18 protein-coding genes are annotated in these 19516 nt (G+C 54.8%); 9 read left to right on the top strand and 9 right to left on the bottom strand.

What is annotated here, in order from left to right; translation table 11 throughout:
• The first annotated feature begins 5 nt into the window (after positions 1–5).
• The 4 genes from secD (at position 6) to ACYX34_RS13990 (ending at position 7454) form a co-directional block, all read left to right on the top strand.
• On the top strand, positions 6–1643 hold the full coding sequence (gene secD / locus ACYX34_RS14005) for a protein translocase subunit SecD (RefSeq protein ID WP_462077190.1): 1638 nt from the start codon (positions 6–8) through the stop codon (positions 1641–1643).
• 62 nt (positions 1644–1705) lie between these two features.
• Entirely contained in the window at positions 1706–2623 is a 918-nt protein-coding gene (secF, locus tag ACYX34_RS14000) for a protein translocase subunit SecF (RefSeq protein WP_462077189.1), read from the top strand.
• A 209-nt stretch (positions 2624–2832) separates the two neighbouring features.
• Positions 2833–6012: a PAS domain S-box protein gene (locus tag ACYX34_RS13995; protein ID WP_462077185.1), complete on the top strand. Its 3180-nt coding sequence runs from the start codon at positions 2833–2835 to the stop codon at positions 6010–6012.
• Entirely contained in the window at positions 6009–7454 is a 1446-nt protein-coding gene (locus ACYX34_RS13990; RefSeq protein ID WP_462077184.1) for a sigma-54-dependent transcriptional regulator, read from the top strand. Before ACYX34_RS13995 ends, ACYX34_RS13990 begins: the two co-directional genes overlap by 4 nt.
• Positions 7455–7503: 49 nt before the next feature.
• Here the strand turns inward: ACYX34_RS13990 and ACYX34_RS13985 are convergent, their stop codons facing one another.
• On the bottom strand, positions 7504–8907 hold the full coding sequence (locus ACYX34_RS13985) for an SGNH/GDSL hydrolase family protein (RefSeq protein ID WP_462077183.1): 1404 nt from the start codon (positions 8905–8907) through the stop codon (positions 7504–7506).
• 561 nt (positions 8908–9468) lie between these two features.
• Here ACYX34_RS13985 and ACYX34_RS13980 point away from each other — a divergent pair.
• The gene (locus ACYX34_RS13980; protein WP_462077182.1) at positions 9469–9885 is read left to right on the top strand and encodes a hypothetical protein; all 417 of its coding nucleotides are present in this window, start codon (positions 9469–9471) and stop codon (positions 9883–9885) included.
• A 48-nt stretch (positions 9886–9933) separates the two neighbouring features.
• The gene (locus ACYX34_RS13975; RefSeq protein ID WP_462077181.1) at positions 9934–10905 is read left to right on the top strand and encodes an aldo/keto reductase; all 972 of its coding nucleotides are present in this window, start codon (positions 9934–9936) and stop codon (positions 10903–10905) included.
• A gap of 350 nt (positions 10906–11255) precedes the next feature.
• On the opposite strand, the gene ACYX34_RS13970 is transcribed toward ACYX34_RS13975, so the two are convergent.
• The 5 genes from ACYX34_RS13970 to ACYX34_RS13950 form a co-directional block, all read right to left on the bottom strand.
• Positions 11256–11852 (bottom strand): hypothetical protein, encoded by a 597-nt coding sequence (locus tag ACYX34_RS13970; RefSeq protein WP_462077180.1) that lies wholly within the window; start codon positions 11850–11852, stop codon positions 11256–11258.
• Positions 11853–11987: 135 nt separating this feature from the next.
• Positions 11988–12818: a TIGR02391 family protein gene (locus ACYX34_RS13965; protein ID WP_462077179.1), complete on the bottom strand. Its 831-nt coding sequence runs from the start codon at positions 12816–12818 to the stop codon at positions 11988–11990.
• A 430-nt stretch (positions 12819–13248) separates the two neighbouring features.
• A complete protein-coding gene (locus tag ACYX34_RS13960) occupies positions 13249–13452 on the bottom strand; it encodes a superinfection immunity protein (RefSeq protein WP_462077178.1) in 204 nt (67 codons plus the stop codon).
• 298 nt (positions 13453–13750) lie between these two features.
• Positions 13751–14074 (bottom strand): hypothetical protein, encoded by a 324-nt coding sequence (locus ACYX34_RS13955; RefSeq protein WP_462077177.1) that lies wholly within the window; start codon positions 14072–14074, stop codon positions 13751–13753.
• Positions 14071–14352, bottom strand: a complete 282-nt coding sequence (locus ACYX34_RS13950; protein WP_462077176.1) for a toxin — start codon at positions 14350–14352, stop codon at positions 14071–14073. The genes ACYX34_RS13955 and ACYX34_RS13950 overlap by 4 nt, the downstream gene beginning before the upstream one ends.
• Before the next feature lie 312 nt (positions 14353–14664).
• Here ACYX34_RS13950 and ACYX34_RS13945 point away from each other — a divergent pair, with 312 nt between their 5' ends.
• Together ACYX34_RS13945 and ACYX34_RS13940 are read left to right on the top strand one after the other, a co-directional pair.
• On the top strand, positions 14665–15390 hold the full coding sequence (locus ACYX34_RS13945) for a hypothetical protein (RefSeq protein WP_462077175.1): 726 nt from the start codon (positions 14665–14667) through the stop codon (positions 15388–15390).
• A gap of 215 nt (positions 15391–15605) precedes the next feature.
• The gene (locus ACYX34_RS13940; protein ID WP_462077174.1) at positions 15606–15812 is read left to right on the top strand and encodes a hypothetical protein; all 207 of its coding nucleotides are present in this window, start codon (positions 15606–15608) and stop codon (positions 15810–15812) included.
• A gap of 6 nt (positions 15813–15818) precedes the next feature.
• Here ACYX34_RS13940 and gshB read toward each other — a convergent pair whose 3' ends face one another.
• From gshB to ACYX34_RS13925, 3 genes are read right to left on the bottom strand one after another with little or no spacing between them, the layout of a single operon-like run.
• Positions 15819–16787 carry a glutathione synthase gene (gene gshB, locus ACYX34_RS13935; RefSeq protein ID WP_462077173.1) on the bottom strand — a complete coding sequence of 323 codons (969 nt, stop codon included), beginning with the start codon at positions 16785–16787 and terminating at the stop codon, positions 15819–15821.
• Positions 16784–18121, bottom strand: coding sequence for a glutamate--cysteine ligase (gshA, locus tag ACYX34_RS13930; RefSeq protein WP_462077188.1), 1338 nt, complete (start codon positions 18119–18121; stop codon positions 16784–16786). The genes gshB and gshA overlap by 4 nt, the downstream gene beginning before the upstream one ends.
• A gap of 17 nt (positions 18122–18138) precedes the next feature.
• Positions 18139–18849 (bottom strand): glutathione S-transferase family protein, encoded by a 711-nt coding sequence (locus tag ACYX34_RS13925; RefSeq protein WP_462077172.1) that lies wholly within the window; start codon positions 18847–18849, stop codon positions 18139–18141.
• Between the two features lie 163 nt (positions 18850–19012).
• On the opposite strand from ACYX34_RS13925, the gene ACYX34_RS13920 reads away from it, so the two are divergent.
• Positions 19013–19360: a winged helix-turn-helix transcriptional regulator gene (locus ACYX34_RS13920; RefSeq protein ID WP_462077171.1), complete on the top strand. Its 348-nt coding sequence runs from the start codon at positions 19013–19015 to the stop codon at positions 19358–19360.
• The last annotated feature ends 156 nt before the right edge of the window (positions 19361–19516 follow it).

Below are 19516 nucleotides of genomic sequence, written 5' to 3'. Positions count from 1 at the left end.
ACGAGATGAAAAAAGTAGGTGGGCGCTTATGGTTGTTGACACTGGTGTTGGTGGGGTCGTTCGTCTCATTTCTTCCCTCCTACCCACCGCTCTATCAAGCCATGCCGAGCTGGCTGAAGGCGGTGTTGCCGAATAAAGGCATTACGTTGGGATTGGATCTGCAGGGCGGCATCCATATGGTGCTGGAGGTGGATGAGAATCGCGCCGTGGAAATCGCGGTGGATCGATCGGTCACGGCCTTGCAAGATCTCGTGACGGAGAAGAAGATTGCAGTCGACTCGGTCAAGCGCATCGGGCCTGAACAAATTACGATCCAGGTTCAAAATGCCGATGCGAAAGCTTCCACCCAAAAGCTGCTCGACAACTTTCCGAACTTCGTTGAGAACGAATCGGCGGAATCGGCGGCGACCATCGTGTGGGTGTTACGCGAGGCGGAGACGAAGCGAATCAAGGATTCGGCCATCAATCAAGCATTGGAAACCATCCGAAACCGAATCGATCAATTCGGGGTGGCGGAACCGATCGTGCAACGGCAGGGATTGAAACAGATCGTCGTCCAGCTGCCGGGCGTCAAGGATCCCAAACGGGCCAAGGATTTGATCAAAGAAACGGCGTTGTTGGAATTCAAAATGTTGGATGAAGACATCCGACTGGATTTGCCGAGCCACGTGACGAAGGACAAAGAGGCCGAGGTGCTTCAACAGTTTGAGAGCAAACTTCCTGAGGGCGATCAGATCCTGTTCGAGCGGATGGTTGATAAGGATACGGGGGTCGAATTTCGAGCTCCTTACGTGGTCAAGAAGCGCGTGATGTTGACCGGCGATGTTTTGAGCGACGCGCGGGTCGCTATCGGTCAATTCAATGATCCCTATGTGTCGATCACGTTCGACTCTAAAGGCGGGCAAGAATTCGAGCGCATCACGGGTGAACATGTCAAAAAGCGCATGGCCGTGGTGTTGGATAACACCATTTACTCCGCGCCGGTGATTCAAGAGCGGATTGCCGGAGGGCGGGCGCAAATCACGGGGACGTTTACGACGCAGGAGGCCAACGACCTGGCCATCGTGCTGCGGGCCGGCGCTCTCCCGGCGCCGTTGAAGATCGTTCAAGATCTCACGGTGGGGCCATCCTTGGGACAGGACTCGATTGATAAAGGGGTCAAGGCGACATTGATCGCCGGGCTCTTGGTCGTCGTGTTCATGATCGTATACTACCGTCTCTCGGGGCTCATCGCGGATTTTGCCTTAGCCTTAAACCTCGTGTGTCTGATGGGTGCCCTGTCCGCATTGACGGCGACGTTGACCCTCCCGGGGATCGCCGGTATCGTGCTGACGATCGGAATGGGAGTCGATTCGAACGTCTTGATCTTCGAGCGTATTCGGGAGGAACTTCGAAGTGGGAAAGCCGTGCGATCCGCTATTGATGCGGGGTATGACAAGGCCTTGCTCACTATTATCGACTCACACGTCACGACCCTAATCACGGGAGTGGCGCTGTTTCTCTTTGGAACCGGACCGATCAAGGGGTTTGCCGTGACGCTGTGTTTAGGTATCGCGATCAATCTCTTTACAGCATTGGTCGGGACGAAAGTCATTTTTGATCTCTTGTATCAGAAGCAGAAGGTTGAAGCGCTGAGCATCTAACCATGACACCATCAGTACTGACGGCTCAACGTGAGGCTCAGGGCTATCAAAAGGGAGCGCGCATGTTAGAGATTCTAGGGAAAACCAACATTGATTTCATGGGCAAACGCCGGTTCGCTTTTCTCTTTTCAGGCGTCATGGTGCTGCTTGGACTGATCGCGCTCGTGCAGATTGCGCGAGGCGCGGCCAATCTGGGGATTGACTTCGCCGGAGGGACCGCAGTTCAACTGAAGTTCGACCAACCGGTTCGAATTGACGAAGCGCGGAAGGTCTTGGAGACCAATGGTCTCAATGATGCGGAATTGCAGGAATTCGGACAGGACAATAAACTGCTCATCCGAGTCAAGGCGTCCACGACGATCGAGGAGAAAGTAGCGGAACGTGTGATGGCCATCTTCTCCAAGGAGTTTCCCAACAATAAGTTCGTGGTCGATTCCACCACCGAGATCGGACCAACCATCGGCAAGAAACTTCAAGAAGATGCGCTTGTGGCCGTCATCATTTCATTCGCGGGCATTATTCTGTACATTGCGGCTCGATTCGAGCTGCGCTTTGGAGTCGCCGCAGCGCTGGCAACGTTTCATGATGTGTTAGCCGTCGTCGGAGCCTTTTATATCTTGGACAAAGAAATCACGCTATTGATCGTCACGGCCCTCTTGACCCTAGCGGGGTATTCATTGACCGATACGGTGGTCGTCTTTGACCGGATCAGAGAAAATCTGAAGCAGCGTCGTCGCGAGAGTGAGGAAGCGACGATCAACAGCGCAATCAATCAGGTCTTAAGCCGAACCATCGTCACCAGCTTGACGGTTGTGCTGGTCCTCATTCCCTTGACCCTGGCGGGTGGAGAAGTTCTCCATGATTTTTCGCTGGCCTTGCTCGGGGGTGTGATTTTTGGGACCTATTCATCGGTCTTCGTCGCTAGCCCTCTCTTATTGTTGTGGCCCGGAACGCAGGGCCGACTCTTGAAACGCAATTGATCGAACGGTCGAAGAGAACGGCGTCGTTTGTGAAGCGTCGTTCGTTTTGGAGAATAGCCACCGGTTTCAAGTTTCGGATTTCACGTCGTTCGTGCGCGACTCCGAAGACGTGACATGAGAAACTTGCAACCTGAAACCGTTGGATCAGAAGGCTTCACGAGGTGCGCTTCACCCTGCACAGGTCTCCGCATCCTTAGCGGATCACCCGTATGACGATCTGGAGCCGGTCATATAGTCTCCAGCAGAAAATCATCGGCGCGATCGTCCTGGTCGGCCTCCTCCCACTTGCTCTCCTGCTTATCCTGATCTATGCGGAAGAACGACGAGTGCTTCGTGAAGCGACGGGTGCGGATTTTAAGGAAGTCGCCGTGGAAGCCGCTCGTCGGATCGAGATGCATGTCACGCGGGGGATGAATGAAGCGCAACAACTCGCAACGACGCCGTTTCTCCGGACGGCTGTCTTTGAGGCGAATCGCACCTACGAAGGCAAGGATGCGCACAGCATTTCTGAGATCATCAAAGAGTGGCAGCAGCGGTGGGGACAACGGGCGAAACGGAGCGAATTTCCGCTGTTCGTCAACCGGATCGTGACCAACTCTTTGATTCAGTGGCACGAGATTCGAAAGTCCGACTATATTGGCATCTTGGTGACCGACGGGCAGGGTGCGTTGGTCGTCAGCTCAATTCCGCAGGTGGAATACTCCTACGCGAAAGCAGCCTGGTGGCAGGCGATCGTCAAGAACGGTAGCCGACGGCCCTATGTGAGTGACATCACCTTTGATCCCGCATTTGGTACGCATGTGGTCGCTGTGGCGGCACCGATTCTGGATGATCGCCGTCAGGCCGTGATCGGCGCCGTCACGATTCTGCTGCGTCGGGATACCCTCTTTCAGTCGATCGCCGAGGAGTCGTTTGGTTCGACTGGGCATGCCATGCTGGTGACGACCGATGGTGGTGTTATTATTTGTCCAATCCTCGCGCCAGAAGCCCATTCGGTCGATGCCGAATTCCTCGATACCGTCGCTATGGCAAGACCAGGGTGGGTCATCGCGGCTGACGATTGGCACGGGAACAAGGATGCGTTGATCGGGATGGCGCCGGTGCGGTTGACCGAGCTCCTGGCACCGGGAAGTCTTGGCGGGAAACGGTGGATGACGATTGTCCGTCAGGATTCAGCCGAAACACTCGCCCCACTGGGTGAACTGATTGCGAAGGTTCTGTTGCTCGGTGTCGCGGTACTGCTGGGACTCGTCGGTATCGGAGTGGTTGTTGCTCGTCGGATTGTGAAACCGGTTCGTGTATTGCACGATGGGGTTCAGCAGATTGGAAGCGGTCGGTTGGACCAGCGGGTGGAGCTCAAGACCGGCGATGAAATAGAAGGGCTTGCTCAGGCATTCAATCAGATGGCGACCAATCTTCAACTCTCCTTTGGGCAACTGGAACAGCGAATCGCCGAGGTCAGACAGTTGGAGGAAAAATATCGGGACTTGATCGAGCATGCGCCTGAAATGATTTGCCAACTGGATCGGGGGGGGCGACTGGTCCATGTCAATAAGACAGGCCTCGACAAGCTCGGCTATAGCCGTCAAGAAATGTTGAATATGAAGTTGTGGGAACTCGTGCCGCATGGACAGGAAGGTCAGGTGTTGCACTATCTCGAACAACTGGTGTGTCGAGGGCAGAGCTCAATGGAGACGGTGTTATTGGCGAGGGATGGCCGACAGATCGACGTCGAAATCCATGCGACGGCACTGTTTGACCACGAGCGGGGTGGGTTGGTGCATTCTCGCGCCTTTGTGCGTGATGTGACGGAACGACGCCGGTTGGAGCAGGAGTTGCAACGGTATGCCGTAGGGTTGGAACAGGTTGTGTCGGAGCGCACCAAGCAGTTGACGGTCTCGCAAGCTCGCTATAAGGCCCTGTTCGATGTTGTGGCGGATTCCGTATTTATGGTCGGGGTGTCTGGAAAAATCGTCGCCGTCAATGAACGGGAACAACAAGTCCTGGGGTATGTGGAATCAGAGATTGTCGGGAAATCTATCCGTGACGTCCTCCTCCCGGAGTATCACGGTGTGTTCGAAGGTTGGCTGGCTGATGTTGTGACCGAGCAACGGCTGGTGACGACCCAGGAGATTGCCGTGTACCATGCCGATCGCCATGAAGTTCCTGTAGAAATGGATCTGATTCGAGTCGGTGGAACTGATCCGCTCCTCGTCATGGTGCAACTTCGGGATATTACCGTTCGGAAGAAACTTGAGCGTCAGCTCCAATCCTATCGGGAAGATCTCGAACTCAAAGTCAGTGAGCGCACGCGAGAAATCGAGGAGACGAAGCAATATCTGGAGAATCTGCTCGAGAACGCCAACGACGTCATCTATACGCTCGATCTGGATCAACAGTTTACCTATGTCAACGGCAAGGTCAGCGCCTGGGGATATCGCAAGGATGACCTGATTGGCCGTCCCTATCTCTCGCTCCTGTCACGACGCCATCGTGGGCGCCGCCTGAAGAGTACATTGGATATCGGGGCCAAACAGGTGTATGAGGTCGAAGTGATGACTCGTCTGGGCGAACCGCGCACTGTTATGGTCAGCGTCTCGCCGCTGCACGGGGTAGATGGTCGCATCTTGGGGGTGCTCGGGATCGCGCGGGACATGACGGAGACCAAGCAGCTGGAACGACAGATTCGAAACGCGGAAAAACTGGCATCCATCGGCAAACTTGCAGCCGGCGTGGCGCATGAGATCAACAATCCGCTGGGTGGAATCCTGAACTGTCTGTACAACCTGCGAAAGGGGACCCCATCACCGGCACGCCAGGAGGAGTATTGGGCGTCGATGGAGCACGGTGTTCGACGCGTTCAAAAAATTGTTCGGCAGCTGCTCGATTTTTCGCAACAACATGAGCCGGCGTTCAGCCAGGCCGATATCAATCGAGTGGTCGATCAGGTGCTCACGTTGACGACGCATCTGTTCGCTCCCAGTCGCATTCGCCTGGACATCGCACAGGGACAAGGCCTTCCTCCTGTCATGGTCGACCGGCACATGATCGAACAGGTGTTGATGAATTTGATCCTCAATGCCGTGCAGGCAATGAAAAACGGTGGAGTCTTGACCATCCGAACGTCCGTGTCGGAAGGCGTCTGCCGTGTGGATGTGCAGGATTCGGGGATCGGTATTCCGGCCTCGGTGCTTCCCCGCATCTTCGATCCTTTCTTCACGACTAAGGGTGAGGGCGAGGGGACAGGGTTGGGCCTCTCGGTGAGTCTGGGGATCGTCGAGCGTCACGGAGGGAAAATTTCGGTGGAAAGCGAAGTCGGGACAGGCAGTACGTTCACGCTGTACTTGCCTGTCTCACGAGACCGGGCCTTGGTGGAGAAAGACGCATGAAAGGATTGGTTGTGTTGCTGGTCGATGATGAGCCGCTGATGCGTCTTTCGATGCTGGATGCGTTGGAAGCGGTTGGCTGTGAGGTGCAGGCCGTAGCAACCGGGCTGGAGGGGATCGAGGCGATTCAGAAGCGGATGTTTGATCTTGTCATCACCGATCTCCGATTGCCGGGTGCTGATGGGCTCACGGTGCTCAAGACCGCCAAAGAGAAGGCCGCTCAAACGGAAGTGCTCATGATCACCGCACATGGGTCGGTGGAAACAGCCGTGGGCGCCATGAAGCTGGGGGCTTTCGACTACATTACGAAACCGTTTCAAATGGATGAATTGTTGCTCATCATCGAACGGATCGGCGGGGTGATTGCCTTACGGCGAGAAAATCAGGACCTCAAGCGCCAGCTCGAAGACAAATTCTGCTTTCACGGCATCTTGGGGGCCAACAGCCAGATGCGGGCGGTCTTGGACAAGATCAAGATGGTGGCGGAAACCGATTCCACGGTTCTTATCGTCGGGGAAAGCGGCACGGGGAAAGAACTTGTGGCCAATGCCCTCCATCAGAACAGCCTGCGCAAGGGAGCGCCGTTGATTAAGGTTAGCTGCGCCGCGCTGCCCGAAACGCTGTTGGAAGCGGAACTCTTCGGCCATGAGAAGGGCGCGTTTACCGGCGCCCTACGCCAGCGACGAGGACGATTTGAAATGGCCAACCGTGGGACGTTGTTCCTCGATGAGATCGGAGAAATTTCGCCTGTTGTGCAAGTGAAACTCTTGCGCGTCTTGCAAGAACGGGTCTTTGAGCGGGTCGGCAGTAATGAGCCGATCGAGGTCGATGTCCGGTTGGTGTGTGCCACCCAGAAGGATTTGCGCAAGGAAGTGGCGCAGGGCCGGTTTCGGGAGGATCTTTTTTATCGGCTCAACGTCGTGCCCATCATCGTGCCGCCACTTCGGCAACGGCAAGAAGACATTATGGTGATTGCCGAGCATGTGTTGGAGACCTGCTCGCCGAAGCTGAATAAACAGTTGCGTGGGTTTTCCCAGCCGGCCCGAGAGTTATTGTTGCGGTATTCGTATCCGGGAAACGTACGTGAGTTGCAGAATCTCGTGGAGCGGGCCGTCGCGTTGGGGAGAGACCGGACGACGGTTCAACCCAATGACCTCTGTGGATTTCAGTCCTGTCCTTATCTGGGGGGAGGGACACAGGAGGCCTGTGGGTTCTGTCACGAGGGGTTAACCGGGGGGAGTAGAAAACAAGCCGCTTCCATGACCTCGTTGGCCGTGGCGCGAGAAGGATTTGAGAAGGACTATATCGTTTCTGTATTGGAGCGAGTTGAAGGGAGCCGCACGACCGCGTCCAAGATTCTGGGGTTGTCCCGAAAGGCTTTGTGGGAAAAGTGTAAGCGCTATGGGATTCCCTCGGCGTACGACGACCACGGGGAGGGAGCGTAGATGGTCTCTTCCGTGCCGCGCAGCATCGGTGGTTGGATTCGGCGTCTCTCTATGATGACGGTGTGGAGGCCTGCTCCAGTACGGTGTGCAACGATTGGTAGAGACATTTCGCCACCGCGGCATTGCCGGCAGGTGAATAATGGTCGACCAAAAACCGGTCTGTGGGATTTACTTCCAGCAAACAAGGAGTTGGGTCAAGGAATGGAAGTCCAGCTTCTTGTAGGACTTGCTTCCCAATAGGAAGAGTTGAGGGATTTGAAAAATCAGCTTTACTCGGGAAATAAATCAAAATGGGGATCGATCCGGATTCTGTTGCTGAGCGAATGAAACTCTGGAGAATCGATCTATTGATCGACAGCGTATCAGTTGAATAATCCGCTTTCCATTCCGGGTACATTGTCGAGAACAGTCGAAAGAGATAGGAGAGATGAAGTGCACTCGTCTCCCAATCGTTCCGTTTGTAGCCTGGTTGATGGTGAAGAGAGGGAAGATCCGAAGGGGAACTATAAGCGAAGATCTCGCTAGGGGCGATTGTCGGGACATTGATCACCGTCAATTCACCATCGCGGACGATAAAGCGAGGTTTTGAAAAAGGCCAGTCCCACTGAGGAACAGCCAGGAATGGATAGACCCACATCGTGCGAGTAAGGTCATGGGAAATGATACTGAAGAGCACGACGCGTGGTTTCCGACCGGCTACATCTTTTTTATAACGCAAATAGACCTGATCGACACCATAACTGGGAACGCCGTAGTTGAGGAGTTGGAATTTGTCACCCAACATCTGGCCTAGATGAAATGCCCAGCTCTCTTCAAATCTCACCTCTTCGGCAAATGTGAACGAGTCGCCCACTAAGGCAATCTCCATGGTTCCCTCGGACTTCGTGACAGACGTCCCTGGGCGTGCGGTGCGCGTTCCCAATGGGCTGGAGAAGTAGAGCCCGTTGGCGCTCTGCCGTTCTGGCCCTACCGTCCAGCCAAGTTGGCTATCAGAGACGATGTAGGAAAGATCGCCATCAGCCTTCTCAATATGTTGCCGGTAACGGAGTTTCACCTTGTCCCAACTTTTGGGATTCAATGGCCGATTGGCAAAGACGTCACCATATGGGGATGGGAGAGACCCTGCTCTCACAATAAACTCACCGGTGATCGTAAGCAGGACGAGGGTCACGAGGTTCATCCCTACAATGAGAGCAAACCGGAGGGATCGTGGCCGCCGACTGAGCAGATAGTAGTGTATGACAAATCCCCCAGCGGTGAAGAAGGTCATGATGGCGCAGAGAAAAATCATCCCCGGCGTGCTGGTGAGGAAGGCGTCGAGGGGCTGGAGCCCTTTTATGTACAGCGTAGCAGCGATGACCACAATCGAGAGTTCCCAAATCGAGAGTGCGGCAAGCAACAGCAATTCCTGATTTGCGAGTGCGGCATCTGAAACTTGGTTGTCGTCGCTCATGGCTTTCCACCTGTCAATTTAAAAAGCATGCTGAGATTCAAAAGCGAACCAGATGTTAGTGCCAGGTCGAATGCCTGATGGAGATGGCAGTATTTGCTCGAATGTATCAGGTGATATCTAAACCGAGATGCTGGGTTCATTGGGAGGAAGGACATTCAGGCCAGTATTGAGTACGACGTCGGACAATAAGTGTATCAGTCCGGTCAATTGTGAAGCTAGATGGTGAACACCATAGTAGCAGTGGGTTTTCAACTACATCTACCGAGGAATCCTTAGCCATTCAGGGGAAAGCATCTGGGTCAATATGGAGAAGGACTTGAGGTGGGTCTCAGGGGATGGATGATCTCAGGCCGGAACTGTTTCAGGGGCGGAAGGTGCCGCAAGGCGAGATAGAGACTTGCGACGTGACAGGTGAGGAGTCCCTCAGTGGCGAGGCAGCTCCCCCATAGGTTCTTGCGAGCCCAAACTGTGTTGGTGTGGACTTATAAGTCGCGATTTCAGGGTGATATGATGAAACGCTGTTGAGGGGGTACGATTTTTTACCATGGGAAGGGGTGAACCATGACCATCAAGCGAGTGCAGGCGTATCTGAGTCTCATAGGGAGCATTGTGCTTTTCACAGGGGTGGCTGTAGCCGCTGAACCAGCGGATGTTGAGAGGTTCGTCAATGCTCGCATTGAGATCGGCGAGATGATGACGAACTACTTCAAGGGTGGAGCTGGGTATGGGGGGGATGGCCAGCGGCCGTCGGCCGAGCGCATGAATGAGATGAGGGCGGATATCAATAGCAAGCTGACAGCCATTCTTGCTAAACGTGATCTGACGCTCGATGATTATCGGACACGCAGCGCAGACGTGTTTGCGGATGATGCAGCGGTCAAGCAGTACCTGAGCGAGCATCCTGACCTCAAACAGCGTTACGACGCACTTCCGCTTGATCGAATGGGGCGTGGGGGGAGTACTGGGAGGGGGTATTAGCGGGCGTTGACTTATCTCAGTGAGATCTCCGGAGGGTAAATTTGTCTTATGCAATACGTTCATCTCGGTCGCTCAGGGCTCAAAGTCAGTCGGCTCTGTCTTGGCACGATGAATTTCGGACCCCAGACGAGCGAGGGGGACAGCTTCGCCATCATGGATCGAGCGTTAGATCTCGGTATCAACTTTTTTGACACCGCTAACGTGTATGGCTGGAAGCTCGGTGAAGGCTGGACAGAGCAGATCATCGGCCGGTGGTTGTCACAGGGGGGAGGTCGTCGGGACAAGGTGGTGCTCGCCACCAAAGTATTCGGTCGGATGGGGGAATGGCCGAACCAGTCTCGCCTTTCAGCCCGCCATATCAAGCAAGCTTGCGAGGAGAGCCTTCGCCGGCTTCACACAGACTGGATCGATTTGTACCAGATGCACCATGTCGATCGAGAGACACCGTGGGAAGAGATTTGGCAAGCGATGGAACAACTCGTGCGTGAAGGAAAGGTTGTGTATGTAGGCAGTAGCAACTTTGCCGGGTGGCATCTTGCTCAGGCTCAGGAAGCCGCGAAGAGTCGTCATTTTCTAGGGCTCGTCTCCGAGCAGAGTCTTTACAACCTGACAGAACGCACGATTGAGCTGGAAGTCATTCCTGCTTGTGAGGCCTATGGGATCGGTCTGATCCCCTGGAGCCCGCTAGGCCGGGGGCTCTTGGCTGGGGTCCTGCAATCCGCCGACAGTGGGCGTCGCGCGGACGAAGAGCTGAAGAAAGAGGTCGCGAAGTCGCGCACCAAATTGGAAGCCTATGAAGCTCTGTGCGCAAGGATTGATGAACGTCCGGCGGATGTCGCGTTAGCGTGGCTGCTGCATCAAAGAGCCGTCACTGCACCGATCATTGGGCCACGCACCATGGAGCAGCTTGACGGGGCGATGCGAGCTCTGAGTCTCACACTGAGTCAGGAAACTATGAAGCAGCTGGACGATCTGTTCCCCGGTCCTGGCGGCGTCGCACCGGAAGCCTACGCGTGGTAACGATTACGTCTTCTTATATTTTACAGTTACATAGCACCTACCATAGCAGTATGCCAGCACCGTTGAGTTATTCTGACTCATATTAGATGTAATAGCTCAAACTCTATCTGATGCTCGGTGTCGGTTTGCGTCGAGAGTTTCGGTTGAGAAACGGAAAGATTGATCATCCGCGATAGCCGCTATCGGCTAAGTGCGGAAGTTCGACGCTGGGATTACACTGCCATGAAACTGTCCTCAGCCCTGTCCATTACCGTCGTGGTGAGCGGCGGGCCGCTATGGACAGAAAACATGGTCCGCGCTTTCGGCCCGTCCGCTCCACCTGAAGTTAGACAGCCAAATGGCATCGAGGCTCATTGCTTGTCTGGCTTCTTCTCGACCTCAGAAAAGTCCAGACTGGGAGGAACCTGCACGCCAACCTCGTTAGCGAGGCGGTTGACAAGACTACGAGGTGTCTCCGAATCGTCAACCGACATTGTGAATAGCGTGCGTGCGAGGACTTTGAGCGAGGTCACTTGGCTCGCGGGAACCTTGCCGCTTTTGAACAGGTCTTCAAGTTCCCCCCTGGTGATGATGCGACTGACGGTGAGCTTGTCGTGACGCTGGAGAGCATCACCAGAAAAGACGAGTGCAATGTAAGCGAGCCCCGTCAGCCCGAGGACCAGGGCTATTCCGACCGTTCGACGCTCGAACATCCGCATGCCTTCCGGGACAAAGGTCAAATTGGCCACAGTTATGGCAAGCGCAATGAGTACGAGCACGATGCCGATGATACTGTCTGCCTTCTGTGCCGTGAGGGCATCGATTTGCGCGGAACTGAAATCCCAATACGTGCGAGATAGCCGCTCGATAAGATTCGGGGAAAGCGCGGCGACGCCCTTCAGCACATAGATGGACCCCAAGGCCCCGAACACAGCTGCCAACAAGTTTAGAAATTTATCGACGTCCATAAGGAACCTGTGTGCCTAACAATGTTTAGACGGATTCACATAAGACGAGGACTGCCATCGGCCAGAAGCGGACATCCGCCAGCTACGTTCGTCATGAGGGGCGCGCAGCTTGCGGCGCGCCCCCCGATGCCGCAGTTAGGAGACTGCGGGCTTTGGAGATGCATCATCGATGCGGCGACAGAACAATGATGCTAGGGCTAAATACTCAAAAGCCTTCTGTGCCTCTTCCAACTTACCGTGGGTATGCGCTAGCGGATTGCGCACACCCTTGGCGAATGCAGAAAGCATCTCCATAAACCCGACTTGTTCATTCCTCTTGGTTTCATCCGCGAGATCGCTGAAGGCAAGCATCGGCGCTTTGACGCTGAAGGCTGTTTGCGCAAGTGCTGATCCATCAGTTATCAACCCCGTGACCGCTCGCAAGTACTGAAAAACGGCCTTTGCGGACTCCTCGACTGCTTGTGCGTAGTGGCCATCGACGAACAGTTGTGAGCACCCTTTCGCTATGTAGGGATGTAAATGCTGTAGGTAGGAGAGCATGACGCGGTCCGCAGGCAGGCCAGACTTTAAGGGTTTGCTCGGATCGGCCGGGACCTCATCGTCCTGGTCAAGAGTTTCGAGGCGGCCGGCGATCGTGTTTATTTTATCGATCGTACTTCTAAGGGCGGGGCCCTTCGCCTGGGCAACTTGATTTAGGCTAACAGAAGCGTCCAACGCGTCCCAACGAACACTAGTGGCAGGGTGAACCATCAGCCAGTGGTTATCGAATCTCTCAATGTACGGGCGCAAGGCGCCGAGTCGTCTAGTTAGCCAGTGACTCTGGGCTTCGAGCTCCTCCCGATTGCGAACTGGATAGTCAGGGATGGGTTGACTGAGTGAGCGCCCCCACAATTCCTTGTGCTCGATGAGCTTCGTGCGAAACTCATCGAGTGCCGCAAGAAGTGCTGAGACTTGCATTGAACTCATGAGCCCCCCAACAATGTTTAGGCCGATCCCCATAAGAGCTGGGTCTGCCTTTTTCTATCCGTGTAACATATCTTCAATGATTGTGGACAATATCCCATCATCCACGGTGGTGCAATGGGGGATGGCCCATCGGCCATTGATCACGGGGTCTTATGCGGATCGGTGTAAGCCCCGCTCTGATAGCGGGCAGTCGTGGACTTCGGCCTTGGGTCGGGTGTCGACGGTCGCAGAAACGGCCACGAGCGGAAGTTCGGTGCCAAGATCGCACCGTCTGAAAGCGGTCCTCAGCACATCGACGTCGTACACGGCTGCAGGAACCACGATCGGCCCGGGGCCCGGCCGAAGGGGCGGGCTCCGCACACGCAACTCTCACCCGGATGGGGGAATTCATGTGTCGTTGACATGAACGAGCTTTCGACCTTGCACTTAGTCAAGATTCCCCTCCCCGAGGTTGCTTCGTGAGCGACCAGAACAACGCGCCCACCCAGCCTATCACGGTCCATCCGAGCGAGAGATTCACGATCGCAAGCAGGAAGGAGTTGGGGTGGCCTCGTGCGAGGGCGAGAAAGGTTGGAAGGAAATACAAGAAAGTCGCACCCAGGACATAGAGGACAGAGGGGAGATCATTGTCCATGGGGCGCCTCCTTCATGCGGGCATAAGGTGTTCTCTTCTACTTCCACCGCCGCTTCGTGTGCAATGACCGACTGGTTATTGTGAGATGAAATCAGAGTCAGATCTTGTTTCTTGTGTCAACCCATTACCCTACAGTTACAATGCACCTGGTGGTCAAATTATGATGCTCCATGGCCTAACCCATTTTGGCACAAGCTGAAACAAGGGGCCGTCTTTACCTTGCACTGTTTCGCCACATGACCAAGCCTCGAGTGAACAGCTGAACTCTCTTTTTTTACGGCGTAATCTGTGCGCAGCGTTACGCCGCTCGACGCTTCTTGCCGCGTCTGCTGGCGCGCGTCGTGAGGCGCGATGGCTTTTCTGCAAAGCGGCCTGCCACAAACTTATGCAAGACGCTCGCAATCAGCGTTTGATAGGGAATGCCTTCTTCCGCAGCGCGCGCTTGGATTTCAGAAAGGTCAGGGGTGGAGAGTCTAATATTGACCCGCTTGTTTTTGCGGAGGGTCGCACGAGCATACTCGCGATATCGACGCAATGCCGCATCGGACGTCACCGTTGATGTTAGCTTACCGGCCTCGAACGCCGATAGAACTTGTTTCTCATAGCGATCAAGAGTTTTCATAGCGTTCCCCTCATTCCATACTCTCGCGTGGCTTTGCGGCTCGGAATAATCGTCTTCAGAAACACGTAGTCCACTTCCTCAATATGTGGCACGAGATACACATAGGAACTCACGGCCACGACAAAGAGGCCTTGGTTCGGATACCGAGTGGGATTGGGATGTCCTACAACATCCAGCAACCCACCAGTTTCGATGGCCAACACAATATCCTCAAAGGAAACGCCCCGACCTGCTTTCAGCAGTTCGTTCTTTCGGAAATTCCATCGAAATGTTTTCACCCTGGAAGTATAGGCAAGTCGGTGCCTTTTGTCATCATGCCTCAGTAGCGAAGTGTGGGAGGTATCATCTTTCGGTGTAGAAAGAGGATAGAGGCGGCGTAGAGCTTATTGGGGTCACATTGTTTTGTGTATAGGAACCAACATGAATAAGGTTGATGTCAGCCGTGAAGTGCCGACTTATGTGAAAGATGAGGTAAGCATGGGGGCAGTGTGTACTTCTTTGTGGGCCATAGCTTTCTCGCCGATGCCCTCCAGCCACCAAATAGTTCTCTGACCTTCATTTCATTCGTAACCGCTTTCGTTCCATTGCCCTTGGGACGACAGCTTGCCTCTACGGTTGCAGAGCAGTTATTCTGCATCATTGGCATGACACGATCCGGCGTCATATTTTATCCGTTCCATCTGTGCCACGAGCGCACCTTGCAGCGGCTGCTGGAGCGGTATCAGCAGGTGCATTTCCGGGACTATATGGCCATCCAAGTCAGTCCGTTCTGCGGGACAACGGCCTTTCCCGAACGGATGGGCGATGCCTTCCCCGACCTCCTGGCCAGCAAGCGACTGGTGCAGGGGTACAACGTCAGCGGACAGCTCACGCCGGACACCTGCATCGCCGTGGATCGTGATCTCACCGATTCAACGTGGCGTGGGCTTTTTCATCGCGCGCTGGTGGAGAATCGCCGATTCCAACGCGGTCTGTTCGACGGCACAGACATCACGGGGCGTCACAACGATGGACATGCCGAGCAGCCCTTGATGGTTCGTCTGAAGGATGTGTCGTTCGAGACGACTCCCTTTACGGTGGCCGGCATCCGTCAACTCAGCCGGCGACGGCTCATCGGCCGAGAAGCGGATCTCTTCGACTATGGCCTGGCCCTCCTGAAAACATCCGCCTCACTGGTGTATACCATGCAACTGGCGACGGCTGAACAGCTGGCCGTTGCGACTGACTCGCGCGCCCATTTCACCTTACTCACTCGGCTGATAGAACGAATGGGCTTCACGATCGAGAATGGGTTGGTCGAACAAGGCATGTCTTAACCCTTACGCTCAGGCTCGAACCTCCGCCCATGCTTGCCCCATCAACGCCCCAAACAATTCCGGATGTCACTGAGGACATTGAGACCGGCAGCGGCAGCGGATTGGGGAGAAGCCAGGATAACGGAATATTCGATCAGATCAGGGCAAATGACGCCGTGTAATTCTGCTTTGGGTCGGAGGCCGATGGTCACTCACTGGTCACGTGCGGAAGTTCGGTGCCGAGACCGCACCGCTATAAAGCGGTCCTCAGCCATGTCGTATTAACGTCCGGCTTCAGGCGCGCGCCGCTTGCGGCGCGTTGGTCTGCAAACCGTTGTTATGCGGCATTCCCGTTACTTCCCGAGCGTCGCATTAATACGCTCGAAGAGGTTTTCGAAATCATGGCCAGGCTAGTCACAGCGGGGTATCGGCGGTTGCAGTAGAAGCGGTCATGAATAATGCGGGCTAGAACCGACAAGTTTTTCAAGCGCATCGATCATCATTGCGGCGGCATTGAAGCCGGTCTGATCGGCAATTTCCCGCATACAGGTCGGACTGGTGACGTTGATTTCAGTGAGGTAGTCACCGATCACGTCCAGGCCCACTAGCATCAATCCTCGATCGCGTACTGCCTGACCCAGCGCCGCGGTAATGTCACGGTCGCGTCCGCTGAGCGGCTGCGCCACACCGGTGCCGCCTACTGCCAGATTGCCACGCGACTCGCCTGGTTTGGGAATCCGCGCCAGTGCGTAAGGCACTGGTTCTCCGTCTATGAGCAGGATGCGTTTGTCGCCCCGCGCAATTTCTGGGATGTAGCACTGAGCCATGATCGTGCGGGTACCATACTGTGTCAGGGTTTCAAGAATCACGCTGATATTGTGGTCAGCGCTGTCGACGCGAAATACACCGGCCCCACCCATCCCGTCGAGCGGCTTCAGTATGATGTCGCGGTGTTCTCCCAGAAAATCTCGGATGAGGCGCTCCTGCCTGGTTACCAGTGTAGGCACAGTGAATTGCGGAAATTTCGCGATTGCGAGCTTCTCATTATGATCCCGGACACCTCGTGGACTGTTGAAGACGCGTGCGCCTTGGCCTTCTGCCAATTCCAGTAAGTAGGTGCTGTACACATACTCCATGTCGAATGGCGGATCTTTGCGCATCAACACCGCGTCAAATTCCTGCAGCAGTGTTTCTCTCGGTTCCTCAGTCCGATACCAGGGATGTCCATCACCTTCCTGGCCGGTGAACTCCAGCGCACGTGCATACCCGACCACCTGGCCGCCTTTCCACGCTAAATCGCCCTGCTGTATCACACACAGCCGATGGCCGCGCGAGGCGGCCTCCCGCATCATGGCCACACTCGAATCCTTATAGGTTTTGAGCGTATCCAGCGGGTCGAGAATGACGGCGAGTTTCATGACTGCCATTTCCAGGTTTGTGACGCGTCTTCGGTCTCCATCGAGAGCGACGCATAGGTTGCCCCCAGGTCCCTCTCCAGCTCTAGCGCCGCTGCCAGCAGCGCCAACCGTGCCACCACCCCATACGCATAAAAGCGGTTGGGGAGGCTATCCGGGGGGGCCTCGGAGGCGGGTGCCAAACCGGTAGGTTCAAACGCCAGTGGTACGAAATGCATACCAGGGGCATTGAGGTTCTCATCCGCCCTGCGTCCTGCGTGCACCCGGTAGAACCCGCCCACCACGTCATGGTCGATCATGTAGACCACCGGTTCCGCGACCGCGTGATTGATGTATTCGATGGTATAGACCCCTTCCTGCACCAGGACTCGCGTCACGGGCATGCCGTCCTTCACAACCGCCATTTTGTTGCGCTGCCTGCGGTTCAGGGTGCGCACTTCGGCAGCGTCTTTTACCGTCATGATTCCCATGCCATAGGTTCCCGCATCGGCCTTGATGATGACGAAGGGATCGTGTTTGATGCCATATTCTGTGTATTTACACCGAATTGCTTGCAACGTCTCGTCTACCTTTTCCGCGAGGGAATTTTCTCCCACTCTGGCGTGAAAATCGACGTTGCTGCAGGTAGCAAAGTACGGGTTGATGAGCCACGGATCGATGCCGATCAGCTTCGCAAACTCTTGCGCCACGTTCTCGTACACCGTGAAATGCTGCGATTTGCGCCTGGTCGCCCACCCCGCATGCAGCGGTGGAATGATCGTTTGCTCCAGATTTTGCAATATCGTCGGAATACCTGCCGAAAGATCGTTGTTGAGCAGCACCATACACGGGTCAAAGCCCTCTACGCCCAGGTGGTTGCCCTGGCGGTGTACCGGCTCCAGCGTGAGACTACCGCCGCCGGGGAGATCGATGGTGGCCGTTACGGTGATTTCCGGACGCAGAGTGCCGAGACGAACATTCACTCCTGCCTGCAGCAGGATATCGTGCAACGCCGCGATGTTGTGCAGATATGAAATATTGCGAGTGTGATTTTCCGGGATCAGCACCACTGTGCGGGCATCGGGACAGATTTTTCCCATCGCCGCCCGCATCGCCTGTACGCAAAGCGGCATGAAGTCTGGGCTGAGGTTGTTGAAGCCACCAGGGAACAAATTAGTATCCACCGGCGCCAGTTTGAATCCGCTGTTGCGCACATCCACCGAACAATACAACGGCGCAGCATGATCCTGCCATTGCCGGTGCAACCACTGCTCGATCACCGGCATGGCGTCAAGAATACGCTGTTCCAGGTCGAGTATCGGGCCACGCAAGGCCGTGGTGAGATGAGGCACCGACATGGGAATGGAGCTTGCCATCACGCCACTTGCAAATCCTGATAATAGTCGGTCTTGATCCGATTGACGAAACTGACCAGATTGCGTTTCGATAAACCATGTTCCTTGACCGGCGATTCGATCGGGCATCCAAAGGTGTTGATCAAAATTCCGAATGCGCTCGCATCTAGGGTTGTCGGTCGGTCGCCCAAGAAATATTTCTTGTCACCGAGGCACGCTGACAGCGCATCTATATCCTGGTTGCCGAGCGCAAAGATCTCTTCCGCTGTGTGTCGGCCGATACCATGTCCATAAATCTGCTGTTGGATTTTGGGACGATAGTACATCGCCGCTATGTCGCGAATGACAGGTGGCAAAACCCCGAAAATGGCCTGCTTGTTGGCATGCCAATTTTCGTCGGTGTATTGCCATCGCGAATACATCGTTGCCCAAAACAAATGTTCTTCCAGTAAGCGTTGCATCGCCAAGGATAGTGCCAATTCCGCCTCGCTGAGCCCCTTATCCAGATCGTGATACTTTTTTTTGAGATACAGGACGATAAAACCAGAATCTCCTAAAATGGTGTCGCCATCCTTAATATAAGGCAGCTTGCGTTTGGGCCCGCTCATGGGCAGCGTCGGCTCAATCTCATATTTGATGCCTGCCATCCGCAAATATGTTTCCAGCTTGCAACAAAAATGACTGAGGTTGGGAATGCCCCAGGTGCGTTTAAATTGGTAGAGAACCAACATGAAATAATCCTCCAAGTAGAATGTCGGCCGCATGACTTGCATATTGAAAGTCACTATAGCTCAACTATATTGCAAAATGCAAGTGACAGTATTACAGTGTCTTAGGCCACTCAGCCATCTCTCAGTAGGTCGGTGGTGAGTGCTTCCGGATGGCCCTTGAACAATGAATGACAAAGTCACATTTAAGCGATCATGCTGCCCGATCACTAATTCGCTGGATATCCTTGGAGATAAGTGGACGCTGTTGGTTATTCGAGATCTGGCCTTGGGCAAGAAACGTTATCAGGAATTCATGGCCTCTCCGGAACGAATTGCCTCCAACATCCTTGCGGATAGACTGAAGCAATTGGAGGGCTCCGGCCTTGTGACCCGTCAAGCCTACCAGCAGAACCCTATACGCTACGAATATGTTTTGACAGAGAAAGGCGAAGGCCTCAAGCCGGTGTTGAAGGCTTTAGTCGTATGGGGGCGTAAGCATTTTCCCCGCAGTAAGGTTTTCCCTGCCATCTAGCGCGCGCTACGCGCCACGGCGACACGAGCGTGAATGTCGTGGCTCAGGCCAACGCAGCATCGCTTGCACCAAACGGTGAGGAGAGGTCAACCGTGACGTCAATGCGTCCGTGGGGAGATGATGGAGCGAGAGTCTTGTTAAAGGTGGCTTTACCCA

The sequence above is a fragment of the Nitrospira sp. CMX1 genome, from assembly GCF_054902215.1.
This window is presented reverse-complemented; position numbering and strand designations above follow the sequence as displayed.